At 71.8% G+C, this 22,362-nt stretch carries 21 protein-coding genes and 5 tRNA genes; 9 read left to right on the top strand and 17 right to left on the bottom strand.

Features of this window, described 5'->3' with window-relative positions; genetic code table 11:
- Window positions 1-3: 3 nt before the first annotated feature.
- Both AB0I52_RS19995 and AB0I52_RS19990 read right to left on the bottom strand, forming a co-directional pair.
- Window positions 4-825, bottom strand: coding sequence for an aminodeoxychorismate lyase (locus tag AB0I52_RS19995; RefSeq protein ID WP_363074331.1), 822 nt, complete (start codon window positions 823-825; stop codon window positions 4-6).
- Window positions 822-1,859 carry a chorismate-binding protein gene (locus AB0I52_RS19990; protein WP_363074447.1) on the bottom strand — a complete coding sequence of 346 codons (1,038 nt, stop codon included), beginning with the start codon at window positions 1,857-1,859 and terminating at the stop codon, window positions 822-824. The genes AB0I52_RS19995 and AB0I52_RS19990 overlap by 4 nt, the downstream gene beginning before the upstream one ends.
- 163 nt (window positions 1,860-2,022) lie before the next feature.
- Between AB0I52_RS19990 and AB0I52_RS19985 the strand changes: the two genes are divergently transcribed.
- From AB0I52_RS19985 to AB0I52_RS19965, 5 genes are all read left to right on the top strand, one after another.
- A tRNA-Gly gene (locus AB0I52_RS19985) sits at window positions 2,023-2,095 on the top strand.
- A gap of 37 nt (window positions 2,096-2,132) precedes the next feature.
- Window positions 2,133-2,206 (top strand) — tRNA-Cys (locus AB0I52_RS19980).
- A 1-nt stretch (window position 2,207) separates the two neighbouring features.
- Window positions 2,208-2,279 (top strand) — tRNA-Val (locus tag AB0I52_RS19975).
- A 19-nt stretch (window positions 2,280-2,298) separates the two neighbouring features.
- A tRNA-Val gene (locus AB0I52_RS19970) sits at window positions 2,299-2,370 on the top strand.
- Between the two features lie 23 nt (window positions 2,371-2,393).
- A tRNA-Val gene (locus AB0I52_RS19965) sits at window positions 2,394-2,465 on the top strand.
- Between the two features lie 149 nt (window positions 2,466-2,614).
- On the opposite strand, the gene AB0I52_RS19960 is transcribed toward AB0I52_RS19965, so the two are convergent.
- The 4 genes from AB0I52_RS19960 to AB0I52_RS19945 form a co-directional block, all read right to left on the bottom strand.
- On the bottom strand, window positions 2,615-2,902 hold the full coding sequence (locus AB0I52_RS19960) for a zf-TFIIB domain-containing protein (RefSeq protein ID WP_363074329.1): 288 nt from the start codon (window positions 2,900-2,902) through the stop codon (window positions 2,615-2,617).
- A 68-nt stretch (window positions 2,903-2,970) separates the two neighbouring features.
- Window positions 2,971-4,047 (bottom strand): phosphotransferase, encoded by a 1,077-nt coding sequence (locus tag AB0I52_RS19955; protein ID WP_363074327.1) that lies wholly within the window; start codon window positions 4,045-4,047, stop codon window positions 2,971-2,973.
- A gap of 205 nt (window positions 4,048-4,252) precedes the next feature.
- A complete protein-coding gene (locus AB0I52_RS19950) occupies window positions 4,253-4,462 on the bottom strand; it encodes a hypothetical protein (RefSeq protein ID WP_363074325.1) in 210 nt (69 codons plus the stop codon).
- Between the two features lie 186 nt (window positions 4,463-4,648).
- Complete coding sequence (locus tag AB0I52_RS19945) at window positions 4,649-4,909, bottom strand: hypothetical protein (RefSeq protein WP_363074323.1); 261 nt, start codon at window positions 4,907-4,909, stop codon at window positions 4,649-4,651.
- A gap of 205 nt (window positions 4,910-5,114) precedes the next feature.
- On the opposite strand from AB0I52_RS19945, the gene AB0I52_RS19940 reads away from it, so the two are divergent.
- Window positions 5,115-6,404, top strand: coding sequence for a protein kinase (locus AB0I52_RS19940; RefSeq protein WP_363074321.1), 1,290 nt, complete (start codon window positions 5,115-5,117; stop codon window positions 6,402-6,404).
- A 32-nt stretch (window positions 6,405-6,436) separates the two neighbouring features.
- On the opposite strand, the gene AB0I52_RS19935 is transcribed toward AB0I52_RS19940, so the two are convergent.
- The 8 genes from AB0I52_RS19935 to AB0I52_RS19900 form a co-directional block, all read right to left on the bottom strand.
- Complete coding sequence (locus AB0I52_RS19935) at window positions 6,437-7,255, bottom strand: RNA methyltransferase (protein ID WP_024490659.1); 819 nt, start codon at window positions 7,253-7,255, stop codon at window positions 6,437-6,439.
- A gap of 64 nt (window positions 7,256-7,319) precedes the next feature.
- Entirely contained in the window at window positions 7,320-8,573 is a 1,254-nt protein-coding gene (gene cobA, locus AB0I52_RS19930) for a uroporphyrinogen-III C-methyltransferase (RefSeq protein WP_363074319.1), read from the bottom strand.
- A 197-nt stretch (window positions 8,574-8,770) separates the two neighbouring features.
- Window positions 8,771-12,235 (bottom strand): nicotinate-nucleotide--dimethylbenzimidazole phosphoribosyltransferase, encoded by a 3,465-nt coding sequence (cobT, locus tag AB0I52_RS19925; RefSeq protein ID WP_363074317.1) that lies wholly within the window; start codon window positions 12,233-12,235, stop codon window positions 8,771-8,773.
- 333 nt (window positions 12,236-12,568) lie between these two features.
- Window positions 12,569-13,807 (bottom strand): precorrin-6y C5,15-methyltransferase (decarboxylating) subunit CbiE, encoded by a 1,239-nt coding sequence (gene cbiE, locus AB0I52_RS19920; RefSeq protein ID WP_363074315.1) that lies wholly within the window; start codon window positions 13,805-13,807, stop codon window positions 12,569-12,571.
- Between the two features lie 104 nt (window positions 13,808-13,911).
- Window positions 13,912-14,589 (bottom strand): GNAT family N-acetyltransferase, encoded by a 678-nt coding sequence (locus tag AB0I52_RS19915; protein WP_363074313.1) that lies wholly within the window; start codon window positions 14,587-14,589, stop codon window positions 13,912-13,914.
- A 101-nt stretch (window positions 14,590-14,690) separates the two neighbouring features.
- Window positions 14,691-15,557: a MetQ/NlpA family ABC transporter substrate-binding protein gene (locus AB0I52_RS19910; RefSeq protein WP_363074311.1), complete on the bottom strand. Its 867-nt coding sequence runs from the start codon at window positions 15,555-15,557 to the stop codon at window positions 14,691-14,693.
- Between the two features lie 72 nt (window positions 15,558-15,629).
- On the bottom strand, window positions 15,630-16,301 hold the full coding sequence (locus AB0I52_RS19905; protein WP_363074309.1) for a methionine ABC transporter permease: 672 nt from the start codon (window positions 16,299-16,301) through the stop codon (window positions 15,630-15,632).
- Window positions 16,298-17,362, bottom strand: a complete 1,065-nt coding sequence (locus AB0I52_RS19900; protein WP_363074307.1) for an ATP-binding cassette domain-containing protein — start codon at window positions 17,360-17,362, stop codon at window positions 16,298-16,300. Before AB0I52_RS19900 ends, AB0I52_RS19905 begins: the two co-directional genes overlap by 4 nt.
- A 617-nt stretch (window positions 17,363-17,979) precedes the next feature.
- Between AB0I52_RS19900 and AB0I52_RS19895 the strand changes: the two genes are divergently transcribed.
- Together AB0I52_RS19895 and AB0I52_RS19890 are read left to right on the top strand one after the other, a co-directional pair.
- On the top strand, window positions 17,980-18,339 hold the full coding sequence (locus AB0I52_RS19895; RefSeq protein ID WP_363074305.1) for a hypothetical protein: 360 nt from the start codon (window positions 17,980-17,982) through the stop codon (window positions 18,337-18,339).
- Between the two features lie 2 nt (window positions 18,340-18,341).
- The gene (locus AB0I52_RS19890) at window positions 18,342-18,779 is read left to right on the top strand and encodes a hypothetical protein (RefSeq protein ID WP_363074303.1); all 438 of its coding nucleotides are present in this window, start codon (window positions 18,342-18,344) and stop codon (window positions 18,777-18,779) included.
- A gap of 31 nt (window positions 18,780-18,810) precedes the next feature.
- Here AB0I52_RS19890 and AB0I52_RS19885 read toward each other — a convergent pair whose 3' ends face one another.
- The 3 genes from AB0I52_RS19885 to AB0I52_RS19875 all read right to left on the bottom strand — a co-directional run bounded on the left by AB0I52_RS19885 (window position 18,811) and on the right by AB0I52_RS19875 (window position 21,223).
- On the bottom strand, window positions 18,811-19,314 hold the full coding sequence (locus AB0I52_RS19885; RefSeq protein ID WP_363074445.1) for a GNAT family N-acetyltransferase: 504 nt from the start codon (window positions 19,312-19,314) through the stop codon (window positions 18,811-18,813).
- Between the two features lie 37 nt (window positions 19,315-19,351).
- Complete coding sequence (locus tag AB0I52_RS19880; RefSeq protein WP_363074301.1) at window positions 19,352-19,918, bottom strand: sigma-70 family RNA polymerase sigma factor; 567 nt, start codon at window positions 19,916-19,918, stop codon at window positions 19,352-19,354.
- 126 nt (window positions 19,919-20,044) lie between these two features.
- Window positions 20,045-21,223, bottom strand: coding sequence for a glycerophosphodiester phosphodiesterase (locus tag AB0I52_RS19875; protein WP_363074299.1), 1,179 nt, complete (start codon window positions 21,221-21,223; stop codon window positions 20,045-20,047).
- 232 nt (window positions 21,224-21,455) lie between these two features.
- Between AB0I52_RS19875 and AB0I52_RS19870 the strand changes: the two genes are divergently transcribed.
- Window positions 21,456-22,127: a lysophospholipid acyltransferase family protein gene (locus AB0I52_RS19870; protein WP_363074297.1), complete on the top strand. Its 672-nt coding sequence runs from the start codon at window positions 21,456-21,458 to the stop codon at window positions 22,125-22,127.
- Window positions 22,128-22,362: the final 235 nt, after the last annotated feature.

The raw sequence follows: 22,362 nt of genomic DNA, 5'->3' as shown, positions 1-22,362 counted from the left end.
TCCCTACGGGTCCAGGTCGTTGCCGGCCCGCTCGTCGAAGATGCTCATGGCCTTGGCCGTGACCGGTCCCGGGCCGGCGGTCAGCTCCCTGCCGTCGACCCGGTGGACGGACTGGATGTCGCGGAGGGTGGAGGTCAGAAAGATCTCCTCGGCCCGTTCCAGGACGTCGAACGGCAGCTCGGTCTCCTGCGCCCCGGTCCACTCCACCGCCAGCGCGCGGGTGATCCCGGCCAGACAGCCGGAGGCGACCGGCGGGGTGTGCAGCTGCCCGTCGAGGACGACGAAGACATTGGACCCGGTGCCCTCGCAGAGCTGTCCGACGGTGTTGGCGAAGAGCGCCTCGGTGGCACCCCGCTCGTGGGCGCGGGCGAGCGCGACGACGTTCTCCGCGTACGAGGTGGTCTTGAGCCCGGCGAGCGCGCCGCGTTCGTTGCGCGTCCAGGGGACGGTGATGACCGCCGTGGTGTCCGGGCGGCGCTTCACCTCCCCGAGGGCGACGACGAGACCGGGGCCGGCCGTGCCACGGTCGGACCCGAGCGGCGAGATCCCTCCGGTGTAGGTGATCCGCAGCCGGCCGAGGGCGGCCGGGTTGGCCTCGATGACGGCGGCGCAGGCCCGGCGTACCTCGTCCTGATCGGGCACCGGCAGACCGAGGCCCCGGGCGGAGCGGGCCAGCCGGTCGAGGTGCCGGGTGAGCGCGAAGGGCCTGCCGTCGGTGGTCCTGACCGTCTCGAAGATGCCGTCGCCCACGGTGAGCCCGTGGTCGAGCACGGACACCCGGGCGTCATCGGCGGCGCGCAGTTCGCCGTTGACCCAGATCTTCATGGTGCGGTCCTTCCGGTTGCTTCGTATGCGCCCGACGCTACCGCGAGCAGCCTGGACGCCTTGAGTTCGGTCTCGTCCCATTCGCGTTCCGGATCCGAGCCCCAGGTGATGCCGGCGCCGGTGCCGAAGCGCAGGACCGGGGCGGCCCCGGTGCGGTCGGTCCAGAAGGTGCGGATGCCCACGGCGAGCGAGGCGGTGGCGCGGTCGGCGTCCACCCAGCCGATGCCGCCGCAGTACGGGCCGCGCGGGACGGTCTCCAGTTCCCCGATGATCCTCAGCGCACTGGATTTCGGGGCGCCGGTGACCGAGCCGGGCGGGAAGGCGGCGGCGAGGAGCTCCGGCCAGCCGGTCCCCTCGGCCAGCAGGCCGCGCACCGTGGAGACCAGGTGGACGAGGCCCGGGTGCTTCTCGACCGCGCAGAGTTCGGGAACGCCGACCGATCCGGTGGCGCAGACCCGTCCGAGGTCGTTGCGGACCAGGTCGACGATCATCACGTTCTCGGCGTGGTCCTTCTCCAGCAGATCGTCCTCGGTACGGCCGGTGCCCTTGATCGGCCCGGACTCGACCGCGCGGCCGTCCCTGCGGAGGAACAGTTCGGGGGACGCGGTCGCGATCTCCACGCCGTGCGCGGGCAGCCGAATCGTTCCTGCGTACGGGGCGGGGTTGCCGCGCGCCAGCAGCGAGGTGAGGGCGTCCACGTCCGCGGCGGCCGGGTCGGGCAGCCGGGCCGTCATCACCCGGCAGAGGTTGGCCTGGTAGACCTCGCCCGCCGCGATGTACTCACGGATGCGGCGGACGCCGGCGGTGTACGCGGCGCGGTCCAGGGACGAACTCCAGTCACCGGCGGCGGGCCCGCGCCAGGCACCCCGCACCGGGGCGGGCACGGCGGCGGTGCGTACGGTGGCGAAGCGGGCACAGACGAGCCGGCCCTCGAAATCGGCGGACACGGCCCAGAAGCCGGACGAGTCGAGGGCCGCGGGATCGCTGGTCACATCCTGCAGATCGGAGGCGACGAGGCCGCCGAAGCGGGCCATTGGGGCAAGGTCGTGCACGTCGGTGAGTCTAGGACGGCCCGCGGTGACCTGCGCCGGGGCGGGTGCACCTCAGCACGCTGCACAAACGCGTTTTTGTACTGGCCCCGGAATCCGCTAGAGTTCATCACGTCGCCGGGACGCGCAAGTGAACCGGAACCGACAAGCGGACGTAGCTCAGTTGGTAGAGCGCAACCTTGCCAAGGTTGAGGTCGCCAGTTCGAACCTGGTCGTCCGCTCGCAGAAGGTGGGGGTCCTTCCCGAACCCCCACCCCTGGTGGAGTGGCCGAGAGGCGAGGCAACGGCCTGCAAAGCCGTCTACACGGGTTCAAATCCCGTCTCCACCTCCAAGGACGATTAGCTCAGCGGGAGAGCACTTCCCTGACACGGAAGGGGTCACTGGTTCAATCCCAGTATCGTCCACCGGTCCGCAAGGACCCCCGCGCGATTAGCTCAGCGGGAGAGCGCTTCCCTGACACGGAAGAGGTCACTGGTTCAATCCCAGTATCGCGCACGCAGTACACGCAGGGTCACCCTGCGCGATTAGCTCAGCGGGAGAGCGCTTCCCTGACACGGAAGAGGTCACTGGTTCAATCCCAGTATCGCGCACAGCCCGAAGCCCCGGTCATCTTGATGACCGGGGCTTCGTCGTTGCCGCGCGCGGCCGTGCTGCGGTCCGGACGGGTGCCGTCCGGACCGCAGCACGGCCGCGCGCGGCAACGACGGGTGCCGTCCGGACCGCAGCACGGCGAACTGGCTCAGGACGAGAAGAGCATCCGGCCGAAGCTCTTCTGCCGGTAGTGGCCGTGGTGACCGCCGTAATGCTGCTGCTGCGGGGCGCCCCAGGCGGGCGCGGGAGCGGCCGGGTAGGCCTGCGGGGCCGGCGGCGGGGGCGGAGCCTGCTGCGTCCACTGCGCTTCCATGCGGGTCAGGGACTCCAGCTCGCCATAGTCCAGGAATATCCCCCGGCAGCCGCTGCACTGCTCGATCTGAATGCCATTGCGGTTGTACGTGTGCATCTGTGCGTGGCACTTGGGACACTGCATGTTCGGGCTCACTCCTCGCCGTCGGTTAGCCGTCGCCGGAACGCGTGTCCGCCGACGGTCGGTTCACCCTACGACGCGTGCTCGGCGGCCAACTCGGGCGGGAGAGCGGCAATTCGGGCACAGGCCTCGATCATCATCTGTTCCACCTCATCCGGATCCCTCGCCTCCGCCGCGGACTTGGCGAGGGCCAGTGCCGCGGTCTGTACGGTCAGGGCGCGGGCGGCGACGTCCAACTCGGGCCAGGGGTCGCCCTCGGCGGACAGCGCGGGACCGCCGGCGGCCCGGTAGGCGTCCAGGAAGCGGAACCAGACGTCGGGCGGCAGCAGTCCGGCCGCGTACCAGGCCGCGGGCCGGGCCAGATCCCAGGTGGCGTCACCGATGCCCGCGTCGTCCACGTCTATCAGCAGCCAGTGGCCGCGCAGCGCGGGGTACCGGACGAGCTGGCCCAGGTGGAGATCGCCGTGGCAGAGGAAGCGCGCGCGGTGCGCGGGGGCAGGGGCCTCGTCGCGGGCCCAGGCGGGCAGCCGCCGCCAGGCCGCGAGCACGGGCGCGACGGACGGCTGCCCCGGGCCCGCCCCGCACATCCGGTCCACGGCCAGAGCCGCCTTCGCGGGCCCCCGCATCACCGGGAGCCCGCGCGACCACCCGGCCGCGGACCCGGGAGGCCGCTCGTGCACGGGCGCGGAAGCCGGGAGCTCGGTGCTGTGGAGGCGTGCCAGGAGCACGGCGGCCTCCTCCCACGGTGCCGCGTCCGGGTCACCCGGGTCCACGGGCTCCCCGTGGGGCCACAGGGTGACCGGGCGGCCGTGGAACCCGGTGAGGTACGGCGACGGGGCGACGGAGGACGTGGCGTCCTTCGCCGGGCCCGTCGGGGGCGCCAGGACACGGCCTACGGGCAGGGGGGCGAGCAGGACGTCCGCCAGGCCCGGACGGGCCGCCAGCCGCAGGCGTACGGCCAGGGCGGCGGTGTCCGTACCGGGAGCGTGGGCCTTGGCGACGACCGGGCCACTGCGGACCACGGCGCCGTCCGCCCGGTCCGCGAGCACAACCGGCGGCGGACAGTCGCAGCCGGCATGAGCACGGGCATGGGCATGGGCAGCTCCGTGGGCGAGGGCGCCCAGCGCACGTATGACTGCGGTGGTCACGGTCTCCCCCGGTGGCGCAGGATCTGCGGGCCGGCCGACACCGGGTCCGCCGAGGAGCGTACGCGGTAAGGACCCCGGACAGCGCGATGTCCGGTCAGCTCCCCAGCTGACCGGACAAACGCTGCCGTCCGCCGCACCCCCGTCCCCACGGGGTTGTTGGCCGGATGTCCCGGTCCGAACCGCTCTTCCGGACCCGGGGCGCCGCTCAGCGCCCCAGCATCACGCCCACGGACGACGCCTGTGTGACCACCGCTTCCCAGCCGCCGAAGACGACTGCGAGCAGGGCCGCCAGAGGAAGAACCATGGCTGTCGCCACCAGCGGGTGGCGCTTGCCGGACGACGGACGGCTGCCGAACGAGGCATAAGCCCTGCGTCCCCGCGTGCGGCTGATGGTCCGCGCTGCCGTGTCCGCCATGGTTCCTCTCCTGACCTGATGTGGAGCGGCGGGCGTTTGGCCTCGGGGGACGAGTGCGACGCCCGCCGCATGACTTCAACATTAGGGATTCGGCGGACGGGCGGCGTCATGCCCGCGTACCGAATGCCGGGCCTCCCGGAGGATGAGCCGTGGGTAGTCGGCGTACTCCCCTGGGTGGAGACGGGCCTATCGGACCTTGGGGTCATCCCCGAGGGGACGCTCGGAGGCGTCCTCCCTGGGTACTGGCTGTTCGACCAGGGCGAGCACTCTGGTCGCCATGAAGCGCGCGGTGCGCACCACTGATCCGCTCCTGGTGACTTCACTCACTTCGACCACCCCCCGGCGGACCGCTGTCTCCACCCTGCGGCCTGCTCTGGAGGCCACCACTTCGTACGTACGGGTCGTGTCCCCGGCGTCCACGACTATCTCGACTCGATCGCCCTTCACTGATCCAATCCCCTTTCTGCGACGGACCTTTGAGATCTCGCACGGGACCGGGCGCCTGGATCCGCGGCTCCCTGACCACTCCTCAAGTTTCCCACCCGGCACTGACAATCGATTCGCCGGCGAGGGCGCGGCCTCTGAGCACCCCGGGCGGCGGGTACGTAAGCTGTGCCTCGTCAGGCGGACCAGGCAGCGGGGATGGGCAGACATGGCGATGATGCGGCTCCGGCGCGAGGACCCGCGTGTCGTCGGTTCGTTCAGGCTGCACCGGCGGCTCGGGGCGGGCGGCATGGGTGTCGTCTACCTCGGTTCGGACCGGCGCGGCCAGCGGGTGGCGCTCAAGGTGATCCGCCCGGATCTGGCGGAGGACCAGGAGTTCCGCTCGCGGTTCGCCCGCGAGGTGTCCGCGGCCCGGCGGATCCGCGGGGGCTGCACGGCCCGGCTGGTCGCCGCCGATCTGGAGGCGGAGCGCCCGTGGTTCGCCACGCAGTACGTCCCGGGGCCCTCGCTGCACGACAAGGTGGCCGAGGAGGGTCCGCTGTCGGCCGCCGAGGTGGCCTCGATCGGGGCGGCGCTCTCCGAGGGCCTGGTGGCGGTGCACGAGGCGGGTGTCGTCCACCGTGACCTGAAGCCGTCGAACATCCTCCTCTCCCCCAAGGGCCCGCGCATCATCGACTTCGGGATCGCCTGGGCGACCGGGGCGTCCACCCTCACGCACGTCGGTACGGCGGTGGGTTCGCCGGGGTTCCTCGCGCCCGAGCAGGTGCGGGGCGCGACGGTGACGCCTGCGACTGACGTCTTCTCGCTCGGCGCCACGCTGGCGTACGCGGCGATGGCCGATTCGCCTTTCGGGCACGGCAGTTCCGAGGTGATGCTCTACCGCGTGGTGCACGAGGAACCGCAGTTGTACGACGTGCACGACGCGCTCGCTCCGCTGGTGAGCGCCTGTCTGGCGAAGGACCCGGAGGAGCGGCCGAGCACGCTCCAACTCTCCATGCGGCTCAAGGAGATCGCGGCGCGGGAAGCACAGGGGCTGCACGAGAGCCGGCCGCCGGCGCAGCGCTCCGCACAGGAGGCCGACCGGCCGACGGGCCGCCTCGACGGCCCGTACACCGAGCAGCAGACCCGCCGTGCGGCCGGGCCCGCCCCGGTGTCGCGCCCGCAGAACAGGCAGACCGCGCCGCCGCGTCCCGCCTCGCCCCGCACCGGGGGTTCACGACGGGACCGGCAGCCGCGCGGCACGACGGGTTCCGGTAAGCGGCCGCAGGGTGCGAACGGGACGAACGGCAGGCCGGGCACCCGGCCCGGGACCCGTACCACCTCGACCGGACGGCGTCCCGCCAACCCCCGGCTGCTGCGGCAGCGGCTCGTCGTCTTCGTCGTGGTGACGCTGCTGGTGGCGCTGGGCATCGCGGCCGCCCAGGGCTGCCAGGGGCCGGCCCGCGGCCTGGGCGCGAGCCACAGCCGGACCGCGGTTCAGGGGCAGGGCGGGCAGTAGCCCCGTCCCCGCCGGGACCTCCGGATCACGGCTCAGCTCTCCGGGCGGCCGGTGGCGACGGCGTAGAAGGCGACCGCGGCCGCCGCACCCACGTTCAGCGAGTCGACGCCGTGGGCCATCGGGATACGCACCCATTCGTCGGCGGCGACGAGGGCCTGGGTGGACAGTCCGTCGCCCTCGGCCCCGAGCATCAGGGCCACCTGGTCCATCCGGTGCGGCGCCGCCTCCTCGATGCTGCTGGCCTTCTCATCGGGCGTCAGGGCCAGCAGCTTGAAGCCCGCCTCCCGTACGGTCTCCAGAGCCTTGGGCCAGGTGTCGAGCCGGGCGTACGGCACGGAGAAGACCGCGCCCATCGAGACCTTGACGGAGCGCCGGTACAGCGGGTCGGCGCAGTCCGGGGAGAGCAGGACGGCGTCCATGCCGAGGGCGGCGGCGCTGCGGAAGATCGCACCGATGTTCGTGTGGTCGTTGACGGCCTCCATGACGACCACGCGGCGGGTGGTGCGCAGCAGTTCGTCGGCGGCCGGCAGCGGTTTGCGCTGCATCGAGGCGAGGGCGCCGCGGTGCACGTGGTAGCCGGTGACACGCTCGGCGAGCTCCGGGCTGACCGCGTACACGGGGGCCGGGACCTCGTCGATGACGTCGCGCATCAGGTCGACCCACTTCGCCGACAGCAGCATGGACCGCATCTCGTACCCGGCCTGCCTGGCGCGTCTGATCACCTTCTCGCCCTCGGCGATGAAGAGACCCTCGGCGGGCTCTCGCCTGCGCCGCAGCTCGACGTCGGTCAGGCCGGTGTAGTCGCGCAGTCGGGGGTCGTCGGGGTCATCGACGGTGATGAGATCAGCCACAGGTTGATACTGCCTTGTCCGGTGTGTGGTGCCAACGGTCTGGAGGAAGATCCGCTACCGATGGTCACTGGGCGGTGGGTGCCGCGGCGGCGGGGCCGACCGCGACGACGTCGCCGATGACGATGACGGCCGGTGGGCGCACTTCCTCCGCCGCGGCCCGCTCGGCGACGGTCGCGAGCGTCGCGTCGACGCGGCGCTGGGCGGCCGTGGTCCCTTCCTGGACCAGTGCGACCGGGGTCTCGGGGGACTTGCCGTGGTCCATGAGCGCACGGGCGATGGCGCCGATCTTGTCGACGGCCATCAGGAGGACCAGGGTGCCGCGAAGCTGGGCGACAGCCGCCCAGTCGACCAGCGAACGCTCGTCGTCGGGGGCGACATGGCCGCTGACCACGGTGAACTCGTGGGCGACCCCGCGGTGGGTCACCGGGATGCCGGCCGCGCCCGGCACCGAGATCGAGCTGGAGATGCCGGGGACGACGGTGCACGCGATGCCCTCGGCGGCGAGCGCCTGGGCCTCCTCCATGCCGCGCCCGAAGACGAACGGGTCGCCGCCCTTGAGCCGGACGACGGCCTTGCCGGCCTTGGCGTGCTCGATCAGCGCGTTGTTGATCGCCTCCTGCGCCATGAAGCGGCCGTACGGGATCTTGGCGGCGTCGATCACCTCGACGTGCGGGGGGAGTTCGTCCAGCAGGTCGCGCGGGCCGAGCCGGTCGGCGATGACGACGTCGGCCTCGGCGAGGAGGCGGCGGCCGCGGACGGTGATCAGGTCGGGGTCCCCCGGGCCGCCGCCGACCAGGGCGACGCCGGGGGTCCGGGTGCGGTGGTGGGGTGCGGCGAGGGTGCCGTCGCGCAGGCCCTCGACGATGGCGTCGCGGACGGCGGCGGAGTGGCGCGGGTCGCGGCCCTGCCCGTCCGTGGTGAGCACGGCGACGGTGACGCCCTCGCTGCGGCCGGTGGCGGGGGTCCAGGCGGTGGCGGCGTCCGCGTCGTCGCTGCGGACGCACCAAGTGCGGGTGCGCTCGGCCTCGGCGGAGGCGGCGTCGTTGGCCGCGGTGTCGTCGGACGCGATGAGCGCGTACCAGGTGTCCGTCAGGTCCCCGTCGGCGTACACCCTGCGCTCCCAGCGGATCTCGCCCGCATCCGCCATCGCCTCGACGGAGGGGGTGGCGGACGGTGACACGAGGACGATGTCCGCCCCGGCGGCGATGAGGGCGGGGAGGCGGCGCTGCGCGACCTGGCCGCCACCGACGACGACTACGCGGCGTCCGCTCAGGCGCAGTCCGACGGGGTACGCGGGGTGAACGGCGTGCTCGGCCATGGCTGTGCGGGCTCCTCGTGCGGTGCGGTGTGCGGGCCGCTGCGGCGATGGAGCGGCTGTGACGTGCGCGGTTGTGGGGCGGGGTTCACGATACGGGGTGGGCGGGCTCCGGCGAGGCCGGCCTTTGCGCCCTGCGGCGATTGAGGGGCGGGGGTTTTCGGGAGCAGCGCGCCCCGAAAACCCCCGCCGCCGTGCCGCTACTTCTCCGTGACGCCCGCCGAGTCGAACGTCGCCACCTCGTGCATCGCGCGGGCCGCGCTCTGCACGATCGGCAGCGCCAGCAGTGCGCCGGTCCCCTCACCCAGACGGAGGTCCAGGTCGACGAGCGGACGCAGGCCCAGCTTGTTGAGCGCGGCGACGTGGCCGGGCTCGGCGCTGCGGTGGCCCGCGATGCAGGCCGCCAGGGCTTCCGGTGCGATGGCGCGTGCCACCAGGGCCGCGGCGCCCGCGCTGACGCCGTCGAGGATGACCGGCGTACGGAGCGAGGCCCCGCCCAGGAGGAACCCCGCCATAGCCGCGTGCTCCAGGCCGCCGACGGCCGCGAGTACGCCGATCGGGTCGGCCGGGTCCGGCTGGTGCAGGTCGAGCGCACGGCGGACCACGTCGACCTTGCGGGCGTGCATCTCGTCGTTGATGCCGGTACCGCGACCGGTCACCTCTGCCGCGTCCATCCCGGTGTACACACAGATCAGGGCGGCCGACGCCGTGGTGTTGGCGATGCCCATCTCACCGGTGAGCAGGCCCTTGTTGCCCGCCGCGACCAGATCGCGGGCGGTCTCGATACCGACCTCGATCGCCGCGAGGACCTCCTCACGGGTGAGTGCGGGGCCGGTCGTGAAGTCGGCCGTGCCGGCGCGCACCTTGCGGGGCAGCAGGCCGGGCGTCGCGGGCAGCTCCGAGGCCACCCCGACATCGACCACGCACACCTCGGCGCCGACCTGGGCCGCGAAGGCGTTGCAGACCGCGCCGCCGCCGAGGAAGTTGGCGACCATCTGGCCGGTCACCTCCTGGGGCCAGGCCGTGACGCCCTGGGCGTGCACCCCGTGGTCGCCGGCGAAGATCGCGACGGCAGCGGGCTCCGGGATCGGCGGCGGGCAGATCCGGGAGAGCCCGGACAGCTGCGCCGAGATGATCTCCAGCATGCCGAGCGCACCGGCCGGCTTGGTCATCCGCTTCTGGCGCTCCCAGGCCTCACCGAGCGCCTTGGCGTCCAGGGGCCGGATGTTGGAGATGGTCTCCTGCAACAAGTCGTGCGGCTCCTCGCCGGGCAGGGCGCGGCGGCCGTACGTCTCCTCGTGGACGACCCACGACAGCGGGCGGCGCTTGGACCAGCCCGCCTGCATCAGCTCGGGCTCCTCCGGGAACTCGTCCACGTAACCGACACACAGGTAAGCGACGACTTCGAGGTGCTCGGGCAGGCCGAGGGACCGGACCATCTCGCGCTCGTCGAAGAAGCTGACCCAGCCGACGCCGAGCCCCTCGGCGCGGGCGGCGAGCCACAGGTTCTCGACGGCGAGCGCCGAGGAGTACGGGGCCATCTGCGGCTGGGTGTGCCGACCGAGGGTGTGGCGGCCGCCGCGGGTGGGGTCGGCGGTGACGACGATGTTGACCGGGGTGTCGAGCATCGCCTCGATCTTCAGTTCCTTGAACTGCTTCGCCCGCGCCTTGGGGAGCGACTTCGCATACGCCTCACGCTGGCGCTGCGCCAGTTCGTGCATGGAACGGCGGGTCTCCGCGGAACGGATGACGACGAAGTCCCAGGGCTGCGAGTGCCCGACGCTGGGCGCGGTGTGCGCGGCTTCCAGGACGCGCAGAAGCACCTCGTGCGGGATCGGGTCGCTGCGGAAACCGTTGCGGATGTCGCGGCGTTCCCGCATGACGCGCAGTACGGCCTCGCGCTCGGCGTCGTCGTAGCCGGGGGCGGGCGGCGACGTGACGACCACCTCTTCGGCCTCCGCCGCCCCTGCCTCCGGAACGTCGGGTGCTTCGGGCGCTTCGGGCGCTTCGGGTACTTCGGCCGTTTCGGGAGCGTCCGCGGCCGGCGTGCCGCTCACGGCCTCCGGCTGTACGGGATCCGGGGCGTTCTGCGGTACGACCGGTTCGGTCGGTTCGATCGGTTCAGCCGGTTCGGCGGCCTGCTCGGTCTCCGGCGGCTGTGCCGGAGCGGTGTCGGTGCCGTCCGTCAAGTCCGGGGTCTCGATGACCTCCGGGCCGGTTTCAAGCTCCGGCTCCGGCGGTGTCTCCAGCTCGGCCACGGGCTCCGGAACGGCGGTCTCGGCGCTCTCGGCGCTCTCCGCCGCCTCGACCACCACGGGCTCCATGACGATCGCCCGTCCCTCGGGCGCGGCCTCCACGACCGCGACGGGCTCCACCGGCTGCTCGACGACGGGCGCCGGGGCCGGGTGCGGGACGGCCGGCTCGACCGGTGCCACGTCTGCCGGTGCCACGTCGGCAGGAGCCGCGTCGACGGGTGCCGCCTCGGCCGGTGCCACGTCGGCAGGAGTCGCGTCGGCAGGAGTCGCGTCGACGGGTGCCGCCTCGGCCGGCGCCACGTCGACAACAGCCTCAACCGGCGCCGGTGCCGTCTCCGACGGGGTCTCGGCCGGAAGCTCCGCCTCGACCTCGGCCGGCACCGGTACGGGCTCCTCAAGCGGAACCGGCGCGGGCTCGACGGGCTGCGCCGCCGGCACGGGCTCGGCGGCCGCCGGCTCCGGGACGACCGTTTCTGCCGGCTGCGCTTGCGCAGTGCCCGGCTCCGCAGAGCCCGGCTCCGCAGTGCCCGGCTCCGCAGGCGACGCTTCCGCTTCCACCGCGACCGGTGCGGCGGCCTGCTGCGGTGCCTGGGCCGCCCACTCGTTCACGCCCTGCGGCGGGATCACACCGAGCTGCGGGCCCGGCAGGGCGGCCGACTCCTCAGCCGTCATCTCGAAGTACTCGGGCTCGGCGGTGGCCGGTCCCGCGTGCCGTGCGGGCGCGGGCGCCGGAGCCTGGACCTGGGCCTGCCGCACACCCGCCGGGCCCCGGTCGGCGAGCGAACGGACCACGCCGCCGCCCGAGGTTCCGCCGTAGGCCGGTCCCGACTCGGGCGAGGCCGGGCCGCGGTGCAGCGGCCGGCGCACGGGCGCCTGGGTCTGGGCCACCGGCACCTGGACCTGCGCCGGTGCGGGGACGGGCGAGGGGATACGTACGCCGCTGAGGTCGACGGCGCCCGAGTCGCGGCCGCCGGACTCATGGGTCCCCTGGCCGGTCCGCGGCAGCGGCTCGGCTGGAGCCTGCATGGCGTACGCCGGAACCTGGACCGGGGCCTGCTGCTCCTGGAGCTGCACCGGGCCCTGCGTCTGTACCGGGCCCTGCGTCTGTACCGGGTTGTCGCCCGACAGCCGGGACTCGTGCTGCGCGGCGGGCCGGGGCTGGTAGCCGCCCTGCTCGGGCGCGGGGGCCTGTGTGGCCGTGTCGTCCGGGAACTGGCCGGGCACCGGGACGGCCTGCGGCTCGCTCCAGGCGCCCTGGGGGCTCGGCATCAGCAGAAGGTCATCGTCCTCGGACGTGTGCTCGGAGGGATCGAGGAAGGTGTAGGCGTCCGGGGCGGGGACGCCCGGCTGCTCCACCATGCCTGCGTTCTCCGGCAGTCCCTCGCCCGGGATCTGGCCGGTGTCACTCATGCGTACCCCTCGCCCATCGTCAGTGCTCCTTCGGCCCTTCGCCCGGGACGCCCGAACACGGCACACAGGCGCTCGTCCAGTGGAACGAGCGGGCGCGCCGCGCGGCACGAAACGGTCGCGGACATACTGCATTCTCGCGGTCGTTCGCCGCCGCGGCAGCTCATTTCGCCACGGCTCGCTGTGGACTGCGCCACGTTGCGCGTCCCCCGGTTCTGCCGTACCACAACGAGGGCCAAAACGGTCCCCTTTTCCGGACATTGACGAACGAAGCGACGATGATCCGGGCGCGGTGCAACGATCGGCCAGCCTACCTCCCGCCGTGTGCCGGCAGGGTCAGGGGGCGAGGTCCGACCGCAGTGCGGACAGCAGAAAGACGACCGAGCGTTCGCGCTCCGACCATGCGGACGTGTCGAGTTCGACGGACTGCAGGAGCGAGCAGGCGACCGTGTATCCGTTCTCGGCGAGGGCGGCGCCCAGCGCCTCGGCCTCGTCCCGGGTGGAGGCATGGGTCACGATCCGCTCCGGCCTGCGGTCGGCGACGGCGGTGACGACGGGGACGCCGCCGCCCCCGATCCGTACGACATCGGGCTCGGGCAGCCGTTCCAGCACGTGCGGGGCGCGCCCCTGGACCACCTGGAGCTGGACCCCGAAGGCCCGAGCCGCCGCCGCGGTACGGGCGCAGGCGTCCGGGTCGCCGTCCACGGCCAGGACCGCCGCGCCGAACCGGGCCGCCTCCACGGCCAGGGCCCCGCTGCCGGAGCCGATGTCCCAGACCAGGTCGCCGGTCCGGGGCCCGAGGTGGGCGAGTTGGGCGGCACGCAGCCCCGGGGACTCGCCCTCGCCGCTCTCCCCCGCGGGGGCCGGCCCGTCACCCCGGTAGGCACCGGCGGGCAGCGCCCAGCCCCGTACGCCCTGGGGGTAGGCGGGGTGGCGGCCCGCGATCCACGCTCCGTCGGCCCGCCGTTCGGGGCCGCCGCCGATGACGATGACGACGTTGGGGTCGCGCCAGACGTGGTCGGCGGCCTTCTCGGAGGTGACGACGGTGACCTGTTCGCGGGTGGTGCCGAGTTCCTCGCAGATGACGAACGTGCGGTGGACGCCTTCGAGCAGCAGAGCGAGTTCGGCCGGTCCGGCGCCGGGCGAGGTGAGGACGGCGACCTTGTGGTGGGCGCGGCAGACGTTCACCGCGCGGCGCAGGGTGCGGGGGTGGGCGACGACGGTCTGGGCGTCCTCCCACGGCATACCGGCGCGGGCGAAGGCGGTGGCGACGGCGGAGACCGCGGGCACCACTTCGACTTCGAGGCCGTGTTCGGGGGCGCGCAGGCTGCGTACGGCTCCGAAGAATCCCGGGTCGCCGTCGGCGAGGACCACGGCGCTGCCGCGGTGGCCGGCGATCCGCCGGGCGGCCAGGTCGATCGAGCCGAGCCGGATCCGTTCCGCGGTGTGCGGCACTTCGGGCAGTGCGAGGTGGTGGGCGGCTCCGGCGACGAGTGTGGCGGCCGAGAGCGCGGCGGTGGCCGCTCTGTTCAGTGGTGAGCCGTCCCAGCCGATCACTGTGACCCGGTCGGCCATCTGTTGTCAGTCTCCTGGAGTTGTTGCAGGCGGGGCTGGTCGCCCCAGGGCGGTCACGGCGGGATCACCTGGTGCGTGCCGGTGCGGCGCCGGGCCGGGAAGGGTCAGTTCCAGTCGTTGTACGTACCGTATCCACCGGCGTCGGCGAGCTGCTCGGCGACTCCCTCCAGGTCCTCGGGAAGCAGGCCCCAGACGATCAGATCGGTCCTGATGTCGGCCCATCCTCCGTCCTCGGTCTGTGAGCGGGCTATGCGGGCGTTGCGCAGGATTCCCTCGCTGATGCAGCCGATCTTCTGCGCGACCTGCTGGGAGGCGGTGTTGTCGGCGGCGGTGCGCAGCTCCAGCCGCTCGAAGCCCTGGTCGCGGAAGAGCCACTGGGCGAGCGCCAGCACGGACTCGGTGGCGTATCCCTCGCCGCGCGCCCAGGGGGCGGTGATGTAGGCGGCCTCGGTGGCCAGGGTCCGCCAGTCGGTGTTGTGCAGCCGGACCGAGCCGACGAGGCGCTGGGTGAGGAACTCGGTGACGGCGAAGACGATGCCGTCACCCTTGGTGCGCTGCGCGGGGGCGATCCTGCGGACCCAGCGTTCGGCGTCGACCTGGGCGTAGGGGTGGGGTGCCTCGGTCCAGGCGGTGACGAGTTCGTCGTTCATCATCTCGATGTACGCGGGGACGTCCGTCATGTCGAAGGGGCGCAGCACCAACCGATCCGTGCTGATGGAGATGTCCGGAAAGGTGGAAGTCATGCGCAGCTCCATGCCGAAGACCGTGTAAAGGCACAGCATGCAGCATCGGGCGGGCCTTGTGCATGGGCGGGTCCGCACGACGGAGCCCCGCGCACCCGGCCGGGGTGTGCGGGGCTCCTCGGGCAAGTGCCGTGCCGGGGTCAGGACTTGGCTGCGGAACCGAAGGCCGGGATGACCGAGCCCTGGTAGCTGTCCTCGATGAACTTCTTGACCTCGTCGGAGTGGAGGAGCTTCACGAGCTTCTGGACGCGGGCGTCCTTCTCGTTGCCCTTCTTCACGGCGACGATGTTGGCGTACGGGTTGCCGTCGGCCTTTTCGAGGGCCAGGGCGTCCTTGGCGGGCTTGAGCTCGGCCTCGATGGCGTAGTTGCCGTTGATGACGGCGGCGTCGACGTCGTTCAGGGCGCGGGGGACGGTCGCGGCCTCCAGCTCCTTGAACTTGAGGCCCTTCTTGTCGGTGATGTCGCTCAGCTTGGCGCTGGTGCCGACGCCGTCCTTGAGGGTGATCAGGCCGTTGCCCGCGAGCAGCTGGAGCGCCCGGCCCTCGTTGGTGGTGTCGTTCGGTACGGCGATGGTCTGGCCCGACTTGATGTCGCCCAGGTCCTTGACCTTCTTGGAGTAGAGGCCGAGGGGCTCCAGGTGCACGGTGCCGACGGAGACCAGGTGGGTGTTGTTCTTCTCGTTGAAGTCGTCGAGGTATGGCTGGTGCTGGAAGAAGTTGGCGTCGACCTGGCCGGTCTCGGTGGCGGTGTTCGGCAGGACGTAGTCCGTGAACTCCTTGACCTCCAGCTTGAGGCCGGCCTCGGCCGCCAGGTTCTTGCTGACGAAGTTCAGGATGTCGGCGTGCGGCGTCGGTGACGCGGCGACGACGAGGGCCTTGGAGGTGTCGGCCTTGGCGCCGGTCTCGCTCTTGGACGCCGGGTCGGAGTCCGTGCCGCAGGCGGTGAGGCCGAAGGCGAGCGCGGCAGTGGCGGCGGCAGCCGCGGTGATCTTGATGTTCTTGCGCACGAAGAGTGCCTCTTTCGGATGGTGATGGTGGTACGCCCGGACAAGGAGTGCGGGCTGTGGGGAGGGAAAGTCTCAGGAGGTGCTGCGGCCCCGGCGGGCCAGCAGGCGTACGGCTCCGTCGCCGATCAGCTGGATCACGGTCACGATGACGATCAGCAGCGCGACGGTGATGAGCATGAACTGGTTGTCGAAGCGCTGGAATCCGTAGGTGACGGCCTTGGAGCCGAGTCCTTCGCCGCCGACCGCGCCGGCCATCGCGGAGTAGCCGATGAGCACGATGAGGGTGGTGGTGACACCGGAGACGAGGGACGGCAGCGCCTGCGGCAGCAGGACCTTGCGGACGATCGTCGGGATGGATCCGCCCATGGACTGGACGGCCTCGACGAGCCCGTGATCGACCTCGCGGACCGCCGTCTCGACGAGCCGGGCGAAGAACGGGATGGCGCCGACGGCGAGCGGCACGATCATCGCGGTCGGGCCGATGAAGGTGCCGACGACCCAGGTGGTGAAGGGGATCAGGGCGATCAGCAGGATGATGAACGGCAGCGAGCGGCCGATGTTCACGATCACGCCGATGACCTTGTTCACCGGGGTGTTCTGCAGCAGTCCGCCCTTGTCGGTGAGGACGAGCAGGACGCCGAGCGGCAGTCCGACCAGGACGGTGACGGCCGCCGACCACAGCACCATGTAGAGGGTGTCGACGGTGCCCTGCGTCAGCAGCGGCTGCATTTCGGACCAGGTCACTTCGCCGCCTCCTTGGTGAGCGGTGCGGGGATGAGGGCGGGGGCGGGAGCGGCGTCCGCGTCTTCGACGAGCTCGGCCTGCAGGCCCTGCTCGCGCAGGAAGCCGATGGGCACGACGTTCTCCTCGAACCGGCCGGGCAGCTCGATGCGCATCCGGCCGATCTGCTTGCCGCCGACGGTGTCCATCGCCGCACCCAGGATCGAGATGTCGATGTTGTACGTGCGGGAGAGCTGCGAGATCACCGGCCGGACGGCGGCCTCGCCGTGGAAGGTGACGTCGACGACCGTGCGGTCGGGGCCGGAGGCGCTGCCGCCGACCGGGAACAGTTCGTGGGCGAGTTCGGAGCCGGGGGTGGCGAGCAGTTCGCCCACGGTGCCGGACTCGACGACGCGGCCCCTGCGCATCAGCGCGGCGGAGTCACAGACCGTCTTGACGACGTCCATCTCGTGCGTGATGAGCAGGACGGTGAGGCCGAGCTGCTGATTGAGGTCGCGCAGCAGCTGGAGGATGGAGCGGGTGGTCTCGGGGTCCAGCGCCGAGGTCGCCTCGTCGGAGAGCAGCACCTTGGGGTCACCGGCGAGCGCGCGGGCGATGCCGACGCGCTGCTTCTGGCCGCCGGAGAGCTGACCGGGGTACGCCTTGGCCTTCTCGGCGAGGCCGACCAGGTCGAGGAGTTCGAGGGCCTTGCGGGACCGTTCGCGGCCGGCGACGCCGAGGATCTCCAGCGGGAGTTCGACGTTGTCCTGGACGGTGCGGGAGGCCAGCAGGTTGAAGTGCTGGAAGACCATGCCGATGCGGCTGCGCGCCTCGCGCAGTTCCCTTCCGGCCCGGCGGCCCCGGCCCGCGAGGGCCGTGAGGTCCTGGCCGGCCACGGTCACGGTGCCCGAGGTGGGGCGCTCCAGCAGGTTGACGCAGCGGATCAGGGATGATTTTCCGGCGCCGCTCTGTCCGATGACGCCGTACACCTCGCCCTCGCGGACATGCAGGTCGACGCCGTCCAGAGCGGTGACCTCACGGTCGCGCGACTGGTAGACCTTCGTGAGGCCCGTAGTGGTGATCACAGGGGTTTCCGTCACTGTCGAGTGCGCGGCGCGGTGTCCGCCGGGCACGGGGCATTCGTCCGGTGAGACTGTTCGGACGTTCGATCGGACGTTTCGAGCGGGGTCCCGGCACGGCCCGGCGCGGTGGTTCACCGCGGGGCAGCGTGCTCGGACAGACTCGTCCTCGCTTTGGGGCGCGAGGCTCGGGCGGGGGCCCTCAGAAGGCGCGCATTCGACACATACAACGAGCACCGGGCGTCGTGATCGCCTCGGTCGCAAGGATGCGGCTGCTCGTCGTGGTCATGTCCCAAAGTAAAACAGACGTAACGTTCCGCCCGGACCGGCTGTCCGAATAGCGGACGAGCGTGGATGGTGTTCCGGGGCCGCCCCGCAGGCCTTCGAAATTTCCAGGCGCAACGCCGTGACCTGCATTGATGTGGGTTTCTGGCGCTCGGCGGCACCATCGATCGCCAGTCCGGACCGGTCCTGTTCTGTGGCCAAGGCCACGGTCCTCGTACGGCAGGGCGCCGGCGTGGAGCTTCCTGTTCAAGCGTGCGGCTCCGCGCCCCGCGGCCTGTCCGGCGCCCGGGTGCGGGGGCGCACTCGGCGGGCCGTCCGGCCCGTAATACCCTCGGCTCATGCTTGACGCCCTGACGATCGCGGCCGGCGTGGCCGCCCTCGCCCTCGCCGCCTGGTGCGGATTCGCCGCCTACCGGGACCAGCCGACCAAGGACTGGCACTTCATCGGGATGGCCGTGGTCTCGGTGCTCGCGCTGGCCCAGCTGGTGGTGGGGATCGTGCAGATGGCCCGCGGCGAGCGGCCGGAACAAGGCATGACCATCTTCATCGCGTATCTGATCGGGGCCTTCCTCGCCGTTCCGGCGGCGGGGTTCCTGTCACTGAGCGAGCGGACCCGGTGGGGTTCGGTGACGGTGGCGGCGGGCGCGGTCGTGCTGGCCGTTCTCGAAGTACGGCTCTACGACATCTGGGGAAACTGACCGTGACCGACACCGATCGCACCCCCGCGGCAGCCACCGGCGAGAAGCAGCCCTTCGACCTGGGAACCGGTCCGGGCCGGGTACTGGTCTGGTTCTACGGCGTGTTCACCGTGGCGGCGGCGTCCCGTTCGATCGTCCAGATGATCCTGGACTTCGGCAAGGCACCACTGGCCTATGTGCTGTCGGCCGTGGCCGCGCTCGTCTACGGCTTCATCACGTATTCGCTGGTGCGCGGCGGGGAGAAGGCGCGCAGGACGGCGCTGGTGTGCTGCGCCGCCGAGCTCGCCGGGGTACTGGTCGTGGGGACGTGGACGCTGGCCGACCCGTCCGCGTTCGCGGACGCCACCGTCTGGTCGGACTTCGGCACGGGCTACCTGTTCATCCCGGTGATCCTGCCGGTCACCGGGATGATCTGGCTGCGCCGCGCGAGGACCGCTTAGACACCGGTCGAGGTCGGGTGCCGGTCGGGGGTCAGGCGCTGGTCACGTACGCGGCGGCCGAGGCCTCCTTCTCCAGCAGGATCATCCGGACACCGTCCTGGCCGGTGGCGTTGCCCACGGGGGCGTAACCGGCCCGGCGGTAGAGCCGCAGATTGTTCTCGCTGAGGTGTCCGGTGTGCAGCCGGAAGCGGGTGGCCGACCGCTGGGCGGCGAGTCCGGACTCCGCCGCCCGCAGCAGTCGGGCGCCGAGGCCGTGCCCCTGGAGCCGGGGGTGGACGCAGAGCCGCCCGATCTCCCCGACACCGTCCTGATCCGCTGATCCCCGTACCGAACCGACGACTTCCTCACCGAGCCGTGCCACGAACACCAGGTTCGTGGCGATCTCGGCGCGCAATGAGTCGAGGGTCTGGACGAGCGGGTCGATCCGGTAGTTCCCGTACAGCTCCGCCTCGCTCTGAAAACAGAGGTACTGGAGTTTCAAGATCTGTTCGGCGTCCTGTGTGCCCGCCGCCGAGATGATCACGCTCATGCCCATCCGCGCATGCCTCCCGCTCATCTGATCCGCCGGTTGTCTACCGCTCCTTTCCCCGCAGTTCAGGAGCTACAACCTCCGCCGCCAGCATTCTGCGCAGACATCCCAGGCATCGGGAACGGATCGGACCCAAACTCCCCTGTGACATACCCAACTCCCCTGCGATTTCCCGGTAGGTGGGATCGTTCGGGGCGAGCAGCGCGCTCAGCAGGCGTGCGCAGCGGGCGGGGAGCCGGTCCACAGCCGCGCGCAGCACCCGGCGTTCGTCGGCGCCGGCGAACGCCCGCTCGGGGCAGCCGGCCGGATCGGGGACGGCCTCGTCACGGTAGGGCCGTTCGTGCCGGGCGGTGCGGCGGGCCCGGCGGGCCTCCCCCCGCACGGTGTCCCGCACCCAGCGGGCGGCGTCCGCCGGCGGCCCCTGCTCGGGCAGCCGCTCCAGCAGGCGCAGCCAGACGCTCTGTTCGAGATCGGCGGGGTCGATGGCCGCACCGGTGGCCGAGGCCGCCGCCTCGGCGCCCGCCTCCGCGCTGACCAGCGGATACAGGGTCCGGACGACGGCTGCGGGGGCCGGGATGGACGGCGCCGAGGGAAGATCGAGAAGCGTCATGCACCCACCCGACGCGCTTCTGCGCCGGCCGGTAGCCGAACCGGTCGAGCACCACCCGACCGGGGCACGCCCGGCCGGGTGCTGACGGGCCCGTGCCGCCGGCGGCCATCGGCCGGGGCGGGCCCGCTACTTGCCCGTGAAGTCCGCCGCCGCGAGCAGCGCCGTGTCCGGGTTGTCGGAGAAGATCCCGTCGATGCCCGTCGCGAAGTACGCGGCGAAGGCGCCGAACGCGTCCCCGTAGGCGTTGGGGTCGCTGCCGCGCCGGAAGCCGGCGGGCAGGAAGGTGTTCTCGTTGCGCATGGTGTAGGGGTGCAGGATCAGCCCCTGGGCGTGCGCGTCGCGTACCAGGGTGGTGGGTTCTCCGAGCCCGCCGGAGCCGTCCTTGGGAATGATCAGGTCCAGGGTGGGGCCGATGCCCTGGGCGAAGGACGCCATCCACTTCAGGCCGGCGGGCTTCACCAGGTCGTCGGTGGTGCGCGGGTCTCCGGTCGCCGTGAAGTCCCAGGGCTGGGTTCCGGCGCCCGAGAGGAGGACGACGCGCGGAGTGGCGACGAGCTTCGACAGCCGCTGGATGCTGCTGGGTTCGAAGGACTGGAGGATCAGCGGCGACTGGGCGCGGTGGCGGTCGTAGCGCCGCAGCAGCTTGACGAGCCGTTCCTCAAGGCCGAGGCCGAGGCCGCGGAAGTAGGTGGGGTGCTTGGTCTCGACGTACAGCCAGACGGGCTTCCCGCGCCTGCGGCCCTCGCGGTCGGCCCAGCGCAGGACCTCCTCGAAGGTGGGGATCTCCCAGCGGCCGTCGTACAGCGTGTTCTTCTGGCGGTTGCCCGGGATGCGCTCCTTGGCGCGCAGCGTCTTCAGTTCGGCGAGGGTGAAGTCCTCGGTGAACCAGCCGGTGAGCGGGATGCCGTCGATCGTCTTCGTGGTCCTGCGGCTCGCGAACTCGGGGTGGGCGGACACATCGGTGGTGGCGGTGATGTCGTTCTCGTGACGGCAGACGAGGTGGCCGTCCCTGGTCGGCACCAGGTCCTGCTCGATGATGTGCGCGCCCATGTCGAGGGCCAGCCGGTACGAGCCGAGGGTGTGCTCGGGGCGGTATCCGCTGGTGCCCCGGTGTCCGATGACGGTCGGCACCGGCAGGTCGAGGCGGTGCCCGAAGCCGCCGCCGTGGCCACCGGACCGATCCGAGGTGTTCCCGGCGGCCCGTGCCGTCCCCCCGGTCAGGCCGATGGCCGCGGTACCGAGTACGGCGGCTCCCGCGCCCATGACGGTCCGCCGTCCGGGAATGGCCTGTGCACGCTCTGTCATGAATACTCCTCGCATATGATGTCCGGCACCTGTGGAGCGAGGCCCGAGCGTAGGCAGCGCCGCGGTCCTGACGGCGGCATCCGGGCCAACATGGCGCAAACACACGTCAACACTGCGTATCCGCCGCGTGAACCCGATGTGCGATCAGCGAGCACCCGCGAGTATCGTCCTCACCTGCATGGACCGCTCAATCCGTCGCTCGGCCGGCCCGGCCACTACACCGGAGGAACCGTTGTCCCGACTCGCACTCATCAAGGCAGTGCTCGGACCGATCCTGCGCCTGATGTTCCGGCCGCGGATGGAAGGCATCGAGAACATTCCGGGATCCGGGCCGGTGATCCTGGCGGGAAACCACCTCACGTTCATCGACTCGATGATCATGCCGATCTGCTGCGACCGCCCGGTGTTCTTCATCGGCAAGGACGAGTACGTCACGGGCAAGGGACTCAAGGGCCGTCTGATGGCCTGGTTCTTCACGGGCGTCGGCATGATCCCGGTGGACCGGGACGGCGGCCGCGGCGGTGTCGCGGCGCTGATGACGGGCCGCCGGGTGCTGGAGGAGGGCAGGGCCTTCGCGATCTACCCGGAGGGAACCCGCTCCCCCGACGGCCGCCTCTACCGGGGCCGTACGGGCATCGCCCGGCTCACGCTGATGACGGGTGCGCCGGTCGTGCCGTTCGCGATGATCGGTACGGACAAGCTCCAGCCGGGCGGCTCCGGTGTCCCCCGGCCGGGCAAGGTCACGGTCCGCTTCGGTGAGCCGATGGAGTTCTCGCGTTACGAGGGCATGGACCGCGACCGCTATGTGCTGCGGGCGGTGACGGACTCAGTGATGGCCGAGGTGATGCGGCTGTCCGGCCAGGAGTACGTCGACATGTACGCGACGAAGGCCAAGGCTGCCTGAGCCGACGCGCGGCACCGCGTCACGGACCTACGGAAGGGCCCGTACCCCGGTTGGGGGTACGGGCCCTTGTGCGTATCCGTTCCACCCGTCCGGACCACGCGAGACGGACGGGACCTGCTAGGGCGTGTTTCGAAAGCAGCGCCGTCCGCCCGAAGGGCGGGCCCGGCGGTGTCCGGTGCGTGCGATCGCAAGGGGCGGAGGGTCGCCCCGATACTGGTTGTACCGGGGCGACCCC

Source organism: Streptomyces sp. NPDC050423 (assembly GCF_040655445.1).
Classification (GTDB): Bacteria; Actinomycetota; Actinomycetes; order Streptomycetales; family Streptomycetaceae; genus Streptomyces.
This window is presented reverse-complemented; position numbering and strand designations above follow the sequence as displayed.